Annotated in this window: 12 protein-coding genes, 1 tRNA gene and 1 pseudogene; all 14 read left to right on the top strand. The window is 63.3% G+C overall.

The window, feature by feature from the left end:
* A pseudogene (locus tag F579_RS15265) lies at window positions 1–105 on the top strand (elongation factor Tu); the annotation flags it as partial.
* Between the two features lie 86 nt (window positions 106–191).
* A tRNA-Trp gene (locus F579_RS0114570) sits at window positions 192–267 on the top strand.
* Window positions 268–306: 39 nt separating this feature from the next.
* Window positions 307–672 carry a preprotein translocase subunit SecE gene (gene secE, locus F579_RS0114565; RefSeq protein WP_012983545.1) on the top strand — a complete coding sequence of 122 codons (366 nt, stop codon included), beginning with the start codon at window positions 307–309 and terminating at the stop codon, window positions 670–672.
* 16 nt (window positions 673–688) lie between these two features.
* Window positions 689–1222 (top strand): transcription termination/antitermination protein NusG, encoded by a 534-nt coding sequence (nusG, locus tag F579_RS0114560; protein WP_012983544.1) that lies wholly within the window; start codon window positions 689–691, stop codon window positions 1220–1222.
* A gap of 62 nt (window positions 1223–1284) precedes the next feature.
* Window positions 1285–1716, top strand: coding sequence for a 50S ribosomal protein L11 (gene rplK, locus F579_RS0114555; protein WP_012983543.1), 432 nt, complete (start codon window positions 1285–1287; stop codon window positions 1714–1716).
* Between the two features lies 1 nt (window position 1717).
* The gene (gene rplA / locus F579_RS0114550) at window positions 1718–2413 is read left to right on the top strand and encodes a 50S ribosomal protein L1 (protein ID WP_019025545.1); all 696 of its coding nucleotides are present in this window, start codon (window positions 1718–1720) and stop codon (window positions 2411–2413) included.
* Between the two features lie 214 nt (window positions 2414–2627).
* Window positions 2628–3149 carry a 50S ribosomal protein L10 gene (gene rplJ, locus F579_RS0114545; protein WP_018137614.1) on the top strand — a complete coding sequence of 174 codons (522 nt, stop codon included), beginning with the start codon at window positions 2628–2630 and terminating at the stop codon, window positions 3147–3149.
* Window positions 3150–3216: 67 nt separating this feature from the next.
* Window positions 3217–3597: a 50S ribosomal protein L7/L12 gene (gene rplL, locus F579_RS0114540; protein ID WP_019025546.1), complete on the top strand. Its 381-nt coding sequence runs from the start codon at window positions 3217–3219 to the stop codon at window positions 3595–3597.
* A 130-nt stretch (window positions 3598–3727) separates the two neighbouring features.
* Window positions 3728–7807 (top strand): DNA-directed RNA polymerase subunit beta, encoded by a 4080-nt coding sequence (gene rpoB / locus F579_RS0114535; protein WP_019025547.1) that lies wholly within the window; start codon window positions 3728–3730, stop codon window positions 7805–7807.
* Between the two features lie 73 nt (window positions 7808–7880).
* Window positions 7881–12101, top strand: a complete 4221-nt coding sequence (gene rpoC, locus F579_RS0114530; RefSeq protein WP_019025548.1) for a DNA-directed RNA polymerase subunit beta' — start codon at window positions 7881–7883, stop codon at window positions 12099–12101.
* A 109-nt stretch (window positions 12102–12210) separates the two neighbouring features.
* Window positions 12211–12588 carry a 30S ribosomal protein S12 gene (gene rpsL, locus F579_RS0114525; RefSeq protein ID WP_012983537.1) on the top strand — a complete coding sequence of 126 codons (378 nt, stop codon included), beginning with the start codon at window positions 12211–12213 and terminating at the stop codon, window positions 12586–12588.
* A 26-nt stretch (window positions 12589–12614) separates the two neighbouring features.
* The gene (gene rpsG, locus F579_RS0114520; RefSeq protein WP_012983536.1) at window positions 12615–13082 is read left to right on the top strand and encodes a 30S ribosomal protein S7; all 468 of its coding nucleotides are present in this window, start codon (window positions 12615–12617) and stop codon (window positions 13080–13082) included.
* A gap of 22 nt (window positions 13083–13104) precedes the next feature.
* Window positions 13105–15201: an elongation factor G gene (gene fusA, locus F579_RS0114515; protein ID WP_012983535.1), complete on the top strand. Its 2097-nt coding sequence runs from the start codon at window positions 13105–13107 to the stop codon at window positions 15199–15201.
* Window positions 15202–15246: 45 nt separating this feature from the next.
* Window positions 15247–15342 (top strand): GTP-binding protein (locus tag F579_RS14735; protein ID WP_018137563.1); only part of this gene is annotated, 96 nt, incomplete at its 3' end.

Below are 15342 nucleotides of genomic sequence, written 5' to 3'. Positions count from 1 at the left end.
GTGTCGCTGATCAGCCCGATCGCGATGGAAGATGGTCTGCGCTTTGCGATTCGCGAAGGCGGCCGTACCGTCGGCGCCGGCGTCGTATCCAAGATCATCGAGTGATACAGTAGATAAGTTGAACGATCGACCGCGAGAGGCGGCGCCTGGTGCGTCGTCTCTCGCGTTTGTTTCTTGTCGATTCGATTTTTAGGCCAGTAGCTCAATTGGCAGAGCAGCGGTCTCCAAAACCGCAGGTTGGGGGTTCGAGTCCCTCCTGGCCTGCCATCTTCACCGATGGCGGCGAGTACCGGGTGATACGTATTCATGAGTGAACAATCGGAACAGACCGGCGGGCTGGATACTTTCAAGCTCGCGGTAGCCGTGGCGCTGCTGATTGCTGGCGTCATGGGCTTCTATTGGTTCTCGGACGAGTCCACTCTGATCCGTGTGCTCGGACTGCTGGCCGTGGTCGGCGTGGCCGTGGCGATTGGCATGACCACGGCGAAGGGGCATCAGCTGGCGGCCTTTATGGGCAATGCACGCACCGAGGTGCGCAAGATGGTCTGGCCGACCCGGGTCGAGACTACTCAGACTACGCTGATCGTCATCGCCGTCGTGATCATTATCGGGATCTTCCTCTGGCTCCTGGACATGTTCCTGGGTTGGTCCATCAGTCGCTTCATCGGTTAGTCACAGGATTCTCTCCATGGCATTACGCTGGTACGTCGTACAGGCATTCTCGGGCTTCGAGGCCCAGGTGAAGCGGTCGCTGGAGGAGCGCATCGAGCGTTTCGGCATGCAGGACCATTTCGGTCAGATCCTGGTGCCCACCGAAGAGGTCGTCGAGATGAAGGACGGCCAAAAGCGCAAGAGCGAGCGCAAGTTCTTCCCGGGGTATGTCCTGGTGCAGATGGATCTGAACGACGAGGCCTGGCACCTGGTCAAGGCCGTTCCGCGGGTGCTCGGTTTCATCGGTGGCACCGCCGACCGGCCGGCCCCGATCAGCGACAAGGAAGCCGATGCCATCCTGCAGCGCATGCAGGAAGGTGCCGAGAAGCCGCGTCCGAAGGTCCTGTTCGAGGTGGGCGAGATGGTTCGCGTCACCGACGGCCCGTTCAACGACTTCAATGGCGTCGTCGAGGAAGTGAACTACGAGAAGAGCCGCCTCCTGGTGGCCGTGCAGATTTTTGGTCGCTCGACACCCGTGGAACTCGAGTTCCACCAAGTCGAGAAAACCTGACGTACCGACGTCACCACTGCTAATCGGGGAGCCGCGAGGCGCTTGCACCCGAGGGAGTCATCATGGCGAAAAAAATCGAAGCATATATCAAGCTTCAGGTGCCCGCCGGCAAGGCGAACCCGAGCCCGCCCGTCGGGCCGGCGCTGGGTCAGCGCGGCGTGAACATCATGGAGTTCTGCAAGGCGTTTAACGCCCAGACCCAGGAGATCGAGCCCGGTCTGCCGATTCCGGTGGTGATCACCGTTTATTCGGATCGCAGCTTCACCTTCATCACCAAGACGCCCCCGGCGTCGATCCTGCTGAAGAAGGCCGCGGGTCTGCAGAAGGGTTCCGGCGAGCCGAATACGAACAAGGTCGGCACCGTGACCCGGGCGCAGCTCGAGGAAATCGCGAAGACCAAGGAGCCGGATCTGACCGCCGCCGATCTGGACGCGGCGGTGCGCACCATTGCCGGCAGTGCCCGCAGCATGGGCCTCGAAGTGGAGGGTCTCTGACATGGCGAAAATGACCAAGCGAATGAAGGCCATCCGCGAGAAAGTCGAGCCGGGCCGTCTGTATCCGGTGACCGAGGCCTTTGATCTGCTGCGTGAGCTGCCGAAGGCGAAGTTCCGCGAGTCGGTCGACGTGGCGGTGAACCTCGGCGTGGACCCGCGCAAATCCGATCAGGTCGTGCGTGGCTCCACCGTGCTGCCGCACGGCAATGGCAAGAGCGTGCGCGTGGCCGTGTTCACCCAGGGCGCCAATGCCGACGCCGCGAAGGAAGCCGGTGCCGATGTGGTGGGCATGGACGACCTCGCCGAACAGGTGAAGGCCGGCCAGATGGACTTCGACGTGGTGATCGCCTCCCCGGACGCGATGCGGGTCGTCGGTCAGCTCGGCCAGATCCTGGGCCCGCGCGGCCTGATGCCGAACCCGAAGGTCGGCACCGTGACGCCGGACGTGGCGACCGCGGTGACCAATGCCAAGAGCGGTCAGGTGCGCTACCGCACCGACAAGGGCGGGATCGTGCACTGCACCATTGGTGCGGCGGATTTCGACTCCAGCTCGCTGGCCGACAACCTGAACGCCCTGCTGGCGGATCTGATCAAGATGAAGCCGGCGACCTCCAAGGGGCAGTACGTCAAGGGGGTCACGATCTCCACGACGATGGGCCCGGGCGTAAAGGTCGATCAGGCCTCGCTGTCACTGTAATAAGTTTTATGGTTTTTGGTCGGCTGTCGCGCAAGCGGCACGCCATCCAAGACCGCAGGCGCGGCCCCGTTAACGGGGTGGCTTAATCCACCAGCCTGCGCAGATGGTGTCACCCGATTCAGGAAGTACCTGCGACGGGAGCACCGAAGTGCCGGGTTCGCTCGGTTTCACGACCGCCTCCGGGTGGTCTCACTAGAGGAGAGTCAACGTGGCTTTGAATCTCGACGACAAGAAGGCGATTGTCTCGGAGCTGGCTACGGTTGCTGCCTCGGCGCATTCCGCGGTCGCCGCGGAATACCGGGGTCTCTCGGTCGCGCAGATGACCGACCTTCGTCGGCAGGCCCGCAATTCCGGGGTCTATCTGCGGGTGGTGAAGAACAACCTCGCCAAGCGTGCCATCGAGGGTACGGATTTCGCGTGCATGCAGCCCGAGCTGCATGGCCCGCTGATCCTGGCCTTCAGTGAGGAGGAGCCTGGCTCCGCCGCGCGTCTGGTGAAGTCCTTCGCCAAGGAAAACGAACAGCTGAAGGTCCGGCTGGTGTCGTTTGGTGGGCAGCTGATGGGGGCGAACGATCTCGATCGCCTCGCCAGCCTGCCGACACGCGATGAAGCGCTCGCAACGCTTCTCGCCACCATGAAGGCGCCGCTCGACAAGTTCGCCCGTACGGTGAACGAAGTCCCGGGCAAGCTCGTGCGTACCGTTGCAGCAATTCGTGACCAGAAACAGGCAGCCTGAATCTCATCAAGCCGTTTCTGAGCAAGTACTGAATGAATACGGGTGTTCCCCGTTAGGAGAGTAAAAAATGGCCGTTTCGAAAGAAGACATCCTGGAAGCCATCGGCAACATGACGGTCCTGGAAATCGTGGACCTGATCAGCGAGATGGAAGAGAAGTTTGGCGTTTCCGCCGCTGCCGCCGTTGCGGCCGCCCCGGCTGCCGCTGGTGGTGGTGATGCCGCCGCTGCCGAAGCCAAGGACGAGTTCGACGTCGTCATGTCCAGCTTCGGCGAGAACAAGGTTGGCGTGATCAAGGTCGTCCGTGGCCTGACCGGTCTGGGCCTGAAGGAGGCCAAGGAAATGGTCGAAGGCGTTCCGGCGACCGTCAAGGAAGGCGCGGCTAAGGACGAAGCCGAGAAGATGAAGGCGGAGCTGGAAGAGGCTGGCGCCACTGTCGAACTGAAGTAAAAGGCGCTTGCGCCTGTTGTTTTCGTGTACATCACGAAGCCCTGAGGCTGGCGGCCTTTTGGTCGTCAGCCTCAGCCCGTGGTGGCGCGGGTTTTTTCGCGCGTTGTTCAGCTAGCCGCCGAGGTAAGCCATGGCCCTCAGTTATACCGAAAAGAAACGTATCCGCAAGGACTTCGGGAAGCGTCCCCAGATCCTGGACGTCCCGTATCTGCTGGAAACCCAATTGACCTCCTATCGGGATTTCCTGCAGGCCGAAAAGGGTCCGGAGGCGCGTCACGCGCTGGGCCTGCACGCGGCGTTTCAGTCGGTGTTCCCGATTGTTAGCTATTCCGGTCATGTCCAGCTCGAGTACGTCAGCTACCGCCTGGGCGAGCCGCTGTTCGATGTGAAGGAATGCCAGATCCGTGGTGTGACCTACGCGGCCCCGCTGCGGGTGCTGCTGCGCCTGGTGATCCACGACAAGGAGGCCCCGGCCGGCTCCACCGTGGTGAAGGAAGTCAAGGAGCAGGAGGTCTACATGGGCGAGATGCCGCTCATGACCGACAACGGGACCTTCGTGATCAACGGCACCGAGCGCGTGATCGTCTCCCAGCTGCATCGTTCGCCCGGCGTGTTCTTTGACAGCGACCGTGGCAAGACCCAGGGCAGCGCCCAGAAGCTGCTCTACAACGCGCGCATTATTCCGTACCGCGGTTCCTGGCTGGACTTCGAGTTCGATGCCAAGGACGGGGTGTACGTGCGTATCGACCGTCGCCGCAAGCTGCCGGCGTCGATCCTGCTGCGCGCGCTGGGCATGGATACCGAAGAGATCCTGTCCACCTTCTTTGAATTCAACCAGATCACGCTCGATGAAGACGGCGGTGAACTGGATCTGATCCCCGAGCGCCTGCGCGGCGAGACCGCCGTGGTCGACATCACCGACGGCAAGAACGTGATCGTCGAGGCCGGGCGCCGGATTACCCCGCGGCATATCCGCGAGATCGAAAAGGCCGGCATCAACCGCTTGCGCGTGCCGGACGAGTACCTGCTCGGCCGCGTGCTGGCCAAGGGCGTAGTCGACGAGTCGACCGGCGAGCTGATGGCGGCCGCCAACGACCCGCTGACCCAGGAACTCCTGGACAAGCTGCGCGCCGAGGGCGTGAAGTCGGTGGAGACCATCTACACCAACGACTATGATCATGGCCCGTTCATGTCGGACACCCTGCGTCTGGATCCGACCAAGACGCAGTTGGAGGCCCAGGTCGAGATCTATCGCGTGATGCGCCCCGGCGAGCCGCCGACCAAGGACGCCGCCGAGAACCTGTTCTCCAACCTGTTCTTCTCCGAGGATCGCTACGACCTGTCGGCGGTCGGCCGGATGAAGTTCAACCGTCGTGTCGGCCGCGATACCGACGAGGGCCCGGGCGTGCTGTCGCCCGAGGACATCCTCGACGTGCTGAAGGTCCTGATCGACCTGCGCAACGGTAACGGCCGTACCGACGATATCGATCACCTGGGCAACCGCCGCATCCGCAGTGTGGGCGAGATGGCCGAGAACCAGTTCCGTCTGGGCCTGGTGCGCGTCGAGCGTGCGGTCAAGGAGCGCCTGACCGTCGCCGAGAGCGAAGGCCTGATGCCGCAGGAGCTGATCAACGCGAAGCCGGTAGCGGCCGCGGTCAAGGAGTTCTTCGGTTCCAGCCAGCTGTCGCAGTTCATGGACCAGAACAACCCGCTGTCCGAGGTGACCCACAAGCGCCGTATCTCCGCGCTGGGCCCGGGCGGCCTGACCCGCGAACGCGCGGGCTTCGAGGTGCGCGACGTGCACCCGACCCACTACGGTCGGGTCTGCCCGATCGAGACGCCGGAAGGCCCGAACATCGGCCTGATCAACTCGCTGGCCGTGTACGCCCGCACCAACCGCTACGGTTTCCTCGAGACCCCGTATCGCAAGGTCGAGGACGGCAAGGTCACCGACGAGATCGTGTACCTCTCCGCGATCGAAGAGAGCCAATACGTGATCGCCCAGGCGAACGCGGCGATGGACGAGCAAGGGCGTCTGACCGACGACCTGGTCTCCTGCCGCTTCCAGGAGGAGTTCACGATCTCCTCGCCGGACAAGATCCAGTACATGGATATCTCGCCGAAGCAGATCGTGTCCGTGGCGGCCGCGCTGCTGCCGTTCCTGGAGCATGACGATGCGAACCGCGCCCTGATGGGTGCGAACATGCAGCGTCAGGCCGTGCCCTGCCTGCGCGCGGACAAGCCGCTGGTCGGCACCGGTATCGAGCGCACCGTTGCGATCGACTCCGGTTCCGCGATCGTCGCCAAGCGCGGCGGTACGGTCGATTCCGTGGATGCCGCCCGTGTAGTGGTGCGCGTGAACGACGACGAGACCGTCGCCGGCGAGCCGGGTGTGGACATCTACAACCTGACCAAGTACTCGCGTTCGAATCAGAACACCAGCATCAACCAGCGTCCGCTGGTCGCGGTGGGCGACGAGATCGCCCGCGGCGATGTGCTGGCCGATGGCTCCTCGACCGATCTTGGCGAGCTGGCCCTGGGGCAGAACATGATGGTCGCGTTCATGCCCTGGAATGGCTACAACTTCGAGGATTCCATCCTGATCTCCGAACGCGTGGTGCAGGAAGACCGCTACACCACCATCCATATCGAAGAGCTCAACTGTGTCGCGCGCGACACCAAGCTGGGCCAGGAAGAGATCACCGCGGATATCCCCAACGTCTCCGAGTCGCTGCTGGCCAAGCTGGACGAGTCCGGTGTGGTCTATGTCGGTGCCGAGGTGAACCCGGGCGACATCCTGGTCGGCAAGGTCACGCCGAAGGGCGAGACCCAGCTGACCCCGGAAGAGAAGCTCCTGAGGGCGATCTTTGGCGAGAAAGCCTCGGATGTGAAGGACACCTCCCTGCGAGTGCCCTCCGGCATCGAGGGCACGGTGATCGACGTGCGCGTGTTCACCCGCGATGGAGTGGAGAAGGATGCGCGCGCCAAATCGATCGAGGAAGACGACCTCGCCGCGGTCAAGAAGGACCTGAAGGACCAGCTGCGCATCTACGAGGACGACATCTACGCCCGCGTCGAGAAGCTGCTGGTCAACAAGGTTGCCGCCGGTGGCCCCGAAGGACTGGGCGATGGCTCCAAGGTCACCAAGAAGTACCTGCAGGGCCTGTCCCGCGACCAGTGGTTCGAGGTGCGTCTGAAGGATGACGCCGTGAACTCCCAGCTGGAGGACCTCGGTCGCCAGCTGCAGGAGCAGCACGAGCTGTTCGACAAGAAGTTCGAGCATCAGAAGGCCAAGGTCGCCGCAGGCGACGACCTGCCGCCGGGCGTGCAGAAGATGGTCAAGGTCTACGTGGCCGTGAAGCGCCGTCTGCAGCCGGGCGACAAGATGGCCGGCCGCCACGGGAACAAGGGCGTCATCTCGATGATCGTGCCGGAAGAGGATATGCCATTCCTCGAAGACGGGACGCCGGTCGACGTGGTGCTGAACCCGCTGGGCGTGCCCTCGCGCATGAACGTCGGGCAGGTGCTGGAGGTTCATCTGGGCTGGGCCGCGAAGGGCCTGGGCGACAAGATCAACCGCATGCTCGAGGCACAGGCCGAGATCGCGAAGCTGCGCGAGTTCCTGGGCCAGATCTACAACCACCGCGACAAGAAGGTCGACCTCGACTCCATGTCGGACGCCGAGATCATTGCGCTTTGCCGCAACCTGCGCGGTGGCGTGCCGATGGCCACGCCGGTGTTCGACGGTGCCGAGGAGGCCGAGATCAAGGAGATGCTGCGTCTGGCCGATCTGCCTGAGACGGGGCAGGCCGAGCTGTTCGACGGCCGTACCGGTGACTCCTTCGATCGCCCGGTGACCGTCGGCTACATGCACATGCTGAAGCTGAACCACTTGGTCGACGACAAGATGCATGCGCGCTCGACCGGCCCGTACTCCCTGGTGACCCAGCAGCCGCTGGGCGGCAAGGCGCAGTTCGGTGGCCAGCGCTTCGGCGAGATGGAGGTCTGGGCGCTGGAGGCCTACGGTGCCGCCTACACCCTGCAGGAAATGCTGACGGTGAAGGCGGATGACGTGCAGGGCCGCAACAAGATGTACAAGAACATCGTCGACGGCGAGCACCACATGGAGGCCAACGTCCCCGAGTCGTTCAACGTGCTCATGAAGGAGATCAAGGCGCTCGGCATCAATATCGAGCTGGAGCAGGACTGATCTCCTCCGATCCGAATGTGATCCGAAGGGGTGCAGGGCACCCCTCGACCCAAAGCTTTGTGAGGCATAGCGAATGAAAGACCTCCTCAATCTGTTCAAGCAGCAGACCCAGCCGGAAGAGTTCGATGCGATCCGTATCGGCCTGGCCTCCGCGGACCAGATCCGTTCGTGGTCCTTCGGCGAGGTGAAGAAGCCGGAGACCATTAACTACCGGACCTTCAAGCCGGAGCGCGATGGCCTGTTCTGCGCCAAGATCTTCGGCCCGGTGAAGGACTACGAGTGCCTGTGCGGCAAGTACAAGCGCCTGAAGCACCGGGGTGTGGTCTGCGAGAAGTGCGGCGTCGAGGTGACCCAGACCAAGGTGCGCCGCGAGCGCATGGGGCACATCGACCTGGCCTCGCCGGTCGCGCACATCTGGTACCTGAAGAGCCTGCCGTCGCGCATCGGGCTGCTGCTCGACATGACCCTGAAGGACATCGAGAAGGTGCTCTACTTCGAGTCCTTCATCGTGATCGACCCGGGCTTCACCACGCTGGAGAAGGGCCAGCTCCTGACCGACGAGGAATACCTCGAGGCGATGGAGGAGCATGGTGACGACTTCACCGCGATGATGGGTGCCGAGGCCGTGCTGTCCCTGCTCAAGGAGATGGACCTGCAGGGCGAGGCCGCGAAGCTGCGTCAGGAGCTGTCCGAGACCGGGTCCGAGACCAAGATCAAGCGTCTGGGCAAGCGGCTCAAGCTGATCGAGTCGTTCCTGGAATCCGGCAACAAGCCGGAGTGGATGATCATGTCCGTGCTGCCGGTGCTGCCGCCGGACCTGCGCCCGCTGGTGCCGCTGGACGGTGGCCGCTTCGCGACCTCCGACCTGAACGACCTGTACCGGCGGGTGATCAACCGCAACAACCGTCTGCGCCGCCTGCTGGAGCTGAATGCCCCGGACATCATCGTGCGCAACGAAAAGCGCATGCTGCAGGAATCCGTGGACGCGCTGCTGGACAACGGCCGTCGCGGCCGTGCGATCACCGGCACCAACAAGCGCCCGCTGAAGTCCCTGGCCGACATGATCAAGGGCAAGCAGGGCCGCTTCCGCCAGAACCTGCTGGGCAAGCGCGTCGACTACTCCGGCCGTTCCGTGATCGTGGTCGGGCCGACCCTGCGTCTGCACCAGTGCGGCCTGCCCAAGCGCATGGCGCTGGAACTGTTCAAGCCGTTCATCTTCGGCAAGCTGCAGCGCCGTGGCCTGGCCACCACCATCAAGGCCGCCAAGAAGGCCGTGGAGAAGGAAGGTCCCGAGGTCTGGGATATCCTCGAAGAGGTGATTCGCGAGCATCCGGTGATGCTGAACCGCGCCCCGACCCTGCACCGCCTGGGCATCCAGGCCTTCGAACCGGTGCTGATCGAGGGCAAGGCGATCCAGCTGCACCCGCTGGTCTGTGCCGCGTTCAACGCCGACTTCGACGGTGACCAGATGGCCGTGCACGTGCCGCTGTCGCTGGAGGCCCAGCTGGAGGCGCGCACGCTGATGTTGTCCTCCAATAACGTGCTGTCCCCGGCCAACGGCGAGCCGATCATCGTGCCGTCGCAGGATATCGTGCTGGGGCTTTACTACCTCTCGCGCGAGAAGGTGAACGCCAAGGGCGAGGGCATGACCTTTGCCGATGTGGACGAGGTGCATCGCGCCTACGAACACAAGCAGGTCGATCTGCATGCCCGGATCACCGTGCGCATCGCCGACACCATGGCGGATGTCGCCGAAGGGGAGCCGCTGCCGTCCATGCGGGTGGAGACCACCGTCGGCCGCGCGATCCTGTCGCGCATCATGCCGAAGGGGCTGCCGTTCGAGCTGATCGACCGGGAGCTGAGCAAGAAGACCATCTCCGCGCTGATCAACTCCTGCTACCGTCGCCTGGGGCTGAAGGACACCGTGGTGTTCGCGGACCAGCTGATGTATGCGGGCTTCTACTATTCGACCCGCGCCGGGGTCTCGTTCTGCTCGGATGACATGGTCATCCCGGACGAGAAGCAGCCGATCCTGCAGAACGCCGAAGAGCAGGTGAAGGAGATCGAGGACCAGTACGCCTCGGGCCTGGTCACCAAGGGCGAGCGCTACAACAAGGTCGTGGACATCTGGTCGCACTGCAATGACCAGGTCGCGAAGGCGATGATGGAGCGGCTCGGCAAGGAGCAGGTCACCAATGCCGAGGGCGAGACGGTCGAGCAGAGCTCGTTCAACTCGATCTTCATGATGGCCGATTCCGGCGCGCGTGGTTCTGCGGCCCAGATCCGTCAGCTGGCGGGGATGCGCGGCCTGATGGCCAAGCCGGACGGCTCCATCATCGAGACGCCGATCACCGCGAACTTCCGCGAGGGTCTGAACGTCCTGCAGTACTTCATCTCGACCCACGGCGCGCGTAAAGGTCTGGCCGATACCGCGCTGAAGACCGCGAACTCCGGTTACCTGACCCGCCGTCTGGTGGATGTGTCACAGGACGTGGTGGTTACTCAGCACGACTGCGGGACCCAGCAGGGCCTGATGATGAAGCCGATCATCGAGGGCGGCGATGTGGTCGAGCCGCTGCGCGATCGCGTACTGGGTCGTGCCACGGCGGTGGACGTCCATCGCCCGGGGACCGACGAGGTTCTGATCCCGGCCGGCACCCTGCTGGACGAGGCAATGGTCGACAAGCTGGACGAGGCCTCGGTCGACGAGGTGCTGGTGCGCTCCGCGATTACCTGCGAAACCCGTCAGGGCATCTGCGCCAAGTGCTACGGTCGCGACCTGGCCCGTGGCCACGAGGTCAACGAGGGCGAAGCGGTGGGCGTGATCGCCGCGCAGTCCATCGGCGAGCCGGGTACCCAGCTGACCATGCGTACCTTCCACATTGGGGGTGCGGCGAGCCGTGCGGTTACGGTCAGCGCGATCCAGGTGAAGAACGCCGGGTCTGTGCGTCTGCACAACCTGAAGACCGTCACCAACAAGGCGGACAACCTGGTCGCGGTATCGCGCTCCGGGGAGCTGGGCGTGATCGACGATCAGGGCCGCGAGCGCGAGCGCTACAAGATCCCCTACGGCGCCACCATTACCGTCAAGGACGGCGATGCGGTCGAGGCGGGTCAGGAAGTCGCGACCTGGGATCCGCATACCCATCCGATCGTCACCGAGGTGGGCGGCTATATTCGTCTGGCGGACTTCGTCGAGAACGTCACCGTGACCAAGGAGACGGACGAATTCACCGGTCTGTCCCAGAACGTGGTGCTCGATCCGAAGAGCCGCTCGAGCGCCGGCAAGGACCTGCGTCCGACCGTCAAGCTCGTGGATGATGATGGCAACGAGGTGTACATCCCGGGCACCGACATGCCCGCACAGTACATGCTGCCGGCCAATGCGATCTTCAATCTCGAGGACAACGCCCGCGTCGAGGTCGGTGATGTTATCGCCCGCCTGCCGCAGGAGTCGTCCAAGACCCGCGACATCACCGGTGGTCTGCCGCGTGTGGCCGATTTGTTCGAGGCCCGCCGTCCGAAGGAGCCGGCCGTGCTGGCCGAGATCTCCGGCACCGTCTCGTTCGGCAAGGAGACCAAGGGCAAGCAGCGCCTGGTGATCACGCCGGACAAGGGTGATCCGGTCGAGATGCTGATCCCGAAACTGCGCACCGTGAACGTGTTCGAGGGCGAGCGTGTGGAGCGTGGCGAGGTCGTGGTGGACGGCGAGCTGGACCCGCACGACATCGTGCGTCTGCGGGGTGTGACAACCCTTGCCGAATACCAGGTCCAGGAGATCCAGGACGTCTATCGCCTGCAGGGCGTGAAGATCAATGACAAGCACATCGAGGTCATTGTTCGCCAGATGATGCGCAAGGTGAACATCGTCAACCCGGGCGACACCAAGTTCCTCGCGGGGGACCAGGTGGATCGGGTTCGCGTCCTCGAGGAGAACGAAAAGCTCGGCGACGACCAGCAGCCGGCGACCTACGAGCGTGTGCTGCTCGGCATCACCAAGGCCTCGCTGGTGACGGAATCGTTCATCTCTGCGGCCTCCTTCCAGGAGACCACTCGCGTGCTGACCGAGGCGTCCACCCGTGGCGCTCGCGACGATCTGCGCGGCCTGAAGGAGAACGTGATTGTGGGCCGCCTGATCCCGGCCGGCACAGGGCTGGCGTACCACAAGGAACGTCGCCGCAAGCGCGAGCTGGAAATGCCGGAGTTCGAGAGCGTCGAGGAGGCGTCCGCGGTTACCGCCGACACCGAATCCGATGCCCCGGGTTCGGAAACCACCGGGGAAGGCTCGGAATAGCCTTCCCTTCTGTTGACACTTCAGGGGGCGGCGATTAGAATTCCGCTCCCTCGACAGGCCGGTCACGGCGCCGGCCTGTCGTTATTTTTAGGCTAGGAGAAAGGGTTTCATGGCCACGATCAATCAGTTGGTACGCAAGCCCCGCAAGCGCCCCGTCGAGAAGAGCGACGTGCCGGCGCTGCAGGGCTCGCCGCAGAAGCGCGGGGTATGCACCCGTGTCTACACGACCACGCCGAAGAAGCCGAATTCCGCGCTGCGCAAGGTTGCGCGCGTGCGTCTGACCAATGGCTACGAAGTCAGTAGCTACATCGGCGGCGAAGGCCACAACCTGCAGGAGCACTCGGTGGTCCTGATTCGTGGCGGTCGTGTAAAGGATCTTCCCGGTGTGCGTTACCACACGGTGCGTGGCTCCCTGGATACCCAGGGGGTGCAGAACCGCACCCAGGGCCGTTCCAAGTACGGCACCAAGCGCCCGAAGAAATCCTAACCGTGTACAAGAGCGGGAACTGAAACATGTCGAGAAGAGCAGCTGCCCCCAAGCGTCACATCCTTCCTGATCCGAAATTCGGAAGCGAGCGCCTGGCCAAGTTCATCAATACCGTGATGCGTGACGGCAAGAAGTCGGTCGCAGAACAGGTCGTGTACGGCGCGCTGGACCAGATCGAGTCCAAGCAGGGTGACGGCATGGGTGCACTGGAACGCGCGCTGGACAACATTCGTCCGCGTGTCGAGGTGAAGTCTCGTCGTGTGGGCGGCGCCACCTACCAGGTGCCGGTCGAGGTGCGCTCGGTTCGTCAGGACGCCCTGGCGATGCGCTGGGTCGTGGAAGCGGCCCGCAAGCGTGGCGAGCGCACCATGGCGCTGAAGCTGGCGGGCGAGCTGATGGACGCCGCCGATGCCAAGGGCTCCGCCGTGAAGAAGCGCGAAGACACTCACCGCATGGCGGAAGCGAACAAGGCGTTCGCCCACTTCCGCTGGTAAAACCGATTTAGAGAGGCTCAACGTGGCACGCAAGACCCCACTGAAGCGCTACCGGAACATCGGGATCAGCGCGCACATCGACGCCGGCAAGACGACGACGACCGAGCGCATCCTGTTCTACACCGGTCTGTCGCACAAGATCGGCGAGGTCCATGAAGGCGCCGCCACGATGGACTGGATGGAGCAGGAACAGGAACGCGGGATCACCATTACCTCCGCGGCGACCACCTGCTTCTGGCAGGGTATGGCCAAGCAGTTCGACGAGCATCGCGTCAACATCATCGATACCCCGGGGCACGTGGACTTCACCATCGAGGTGGAGCGTTCCATGCGAGTGCTCGACGGTGCGGTGATGGTGTACTGCGCCGTGGGTGGCGTGCAGCCGCAGTCCGAGACCGTCTGGCGTCAGGCCACGAAGTACTCGGTTCCGCGGATGGCGTTTGTCAACAAGATGGACCGCGCCGGTGCCGACTTCCTGCGTGTCTACGAGCAGATGAAGGAGCGCCTGCAGGCGAACCCGGTCCCGATCCAGCTGCCGATCGGTGCCGAAGACAACTTCCGCGGCGTGATCGACCTGGTCAAGATGCAGGCGATCTTCTGGGACGACGAAAACTTCGGGATCTCCTTCGAGTACAAGGATATCCCCGACGAGCTCAAGGCTGAGGCGGAAAAGTGGCGCGAGAACATGCTCGAGGCCGCCGCCGAAGCCAATGAAGAGCTGATGGACAAGTATCTCAACGAGGGCGACCTCAGCGAGGAAGAGATCAAGCAGGCAATTCGTCATCGCACCATCGAGCTCGAGATCGTGCCGATGTTGTGCGGCTCCGCCTTCAAGAACAAGGGCGTGCAGGCCATGCTCGACGCGGTGGTCGAATACCTGCCTTCGCCGGAAGAGGTCAAGGCGATCAAGGGCGTGAAGGCCGGGACCGAGGAGCCGGTCGAGAAGCACGCCTCGGACGACGAGCCGTTTGCGGCCCTGGCGTTCAAGATCATGACCGACCCGTACGTCGGTTCGCTGACCTTCGTGCGTGTGTACTCCGGTGTGCTGAGCGCGGGCGACACCGTTCTCAATACGCAGAACAACCGCCGCGAGCGCATTGGTCGCATCCTGCAGATGCACTCCAACTCCCGCGAGGAGATCAAGGAACTGCGTGCGGGTGACATCGGTGCGGTCGTCGGCCTGAAGGATCTGTACACCGGTAGTACGCTCTGCGACCCGAACAATCCGGTCGAACTGGAGCGCATGGAGTTCCCGGAGCCGGTGATCTCGATCGCCGTCGAGCCGAAGACCAAGTCGGACCAGGAAAAGATGGGTATCGCGCTGAACAAGCTGGCGCAGGAAGACCCGTCCTTCCGCGTCCGGACCGACGAGGAGTCGGGCCAGACGATCATCTCCGGCATGGGCGAGCTTCACCTCGAGGTCCTGGTGGACCGCATGAAGCGCGAGTTCAAGGTCGAGGCGAACGTCGGTCAGCCGCAGGTGGCGTACCGCGAGACGATCAAGAAGAGCGTGGAAACCGAAGGCAAGTTCGTGCGCCAGTCGGGCGGCCGCGGCCAGTACGGTCATGTCTGGCTGCGCATCGAACCGCAAGAGGCGGGCGACGGCTACGAATTCGTCAACGCGATCGTCGGTGGTGTCGTGCCGAAAGACTACATCCCCGCCGTCAACAAGGGCGTCGAGGAGCAGATGGCCAATGGCGTACTCGCCGGTTATCCGGTGGTGGACGTGAAGGTCACGCTGTTTGACGGCTCCTACCATGACGTCGACTCGAACGAGATGGCATTCAAGGTGGCTGGATCGATGGCCTTCAAGGAAGGCGCGTTGAAGGCTGGCGCCGTGCTCCTTGAGCCGATGATGAAGGTCGAGGTCGAGACGCCGGAAGAATACATGGGCGACGTGATGGGTGACCTGAATCGCCGTCGTGGCCTGGTCAAGGGCATGGAAGATGTCGCCGGTCAGAAGCTGCTGAAGGCCGAGGTCCCGCTGTCCGAGATGTTTGGCTATTCGACGCAGCTGCGTTCGATGAGCCAGGGCCGCGCTACGTACTCGATGGAGTTCGAAAAGTACTCCGAGGCGCCGGCGCAGGTCGCCGAGGCCGTGGCCGCGAAGGCCTCCTGAACCGAATCGCGTAATCCGAAAGAACTGTAGAAAGAGGTTTGAGCTGTGTCCAAGGAAAAGTTCGAGCGTAAGAAGCCGCATGTGAATGTGGGGACGATTGGTCATGTGGACCATGGCAAGACCACGCTGACGGCGGCGATG

Origin of the sequence: Thioalkalivibrio sp. ALJ21, from assembly GCF_000378605.1 — a bacterium.
Lineage (GTDB): Bacteria > Pseudomonadota > Gammaproteobacteria > Ectothiorhodospirales > Ectothiorhodospiraceae > Thioalkalivibrio.
This window is presented reverse-complemented; position numbering and strand designations above follow the sequence as displayed.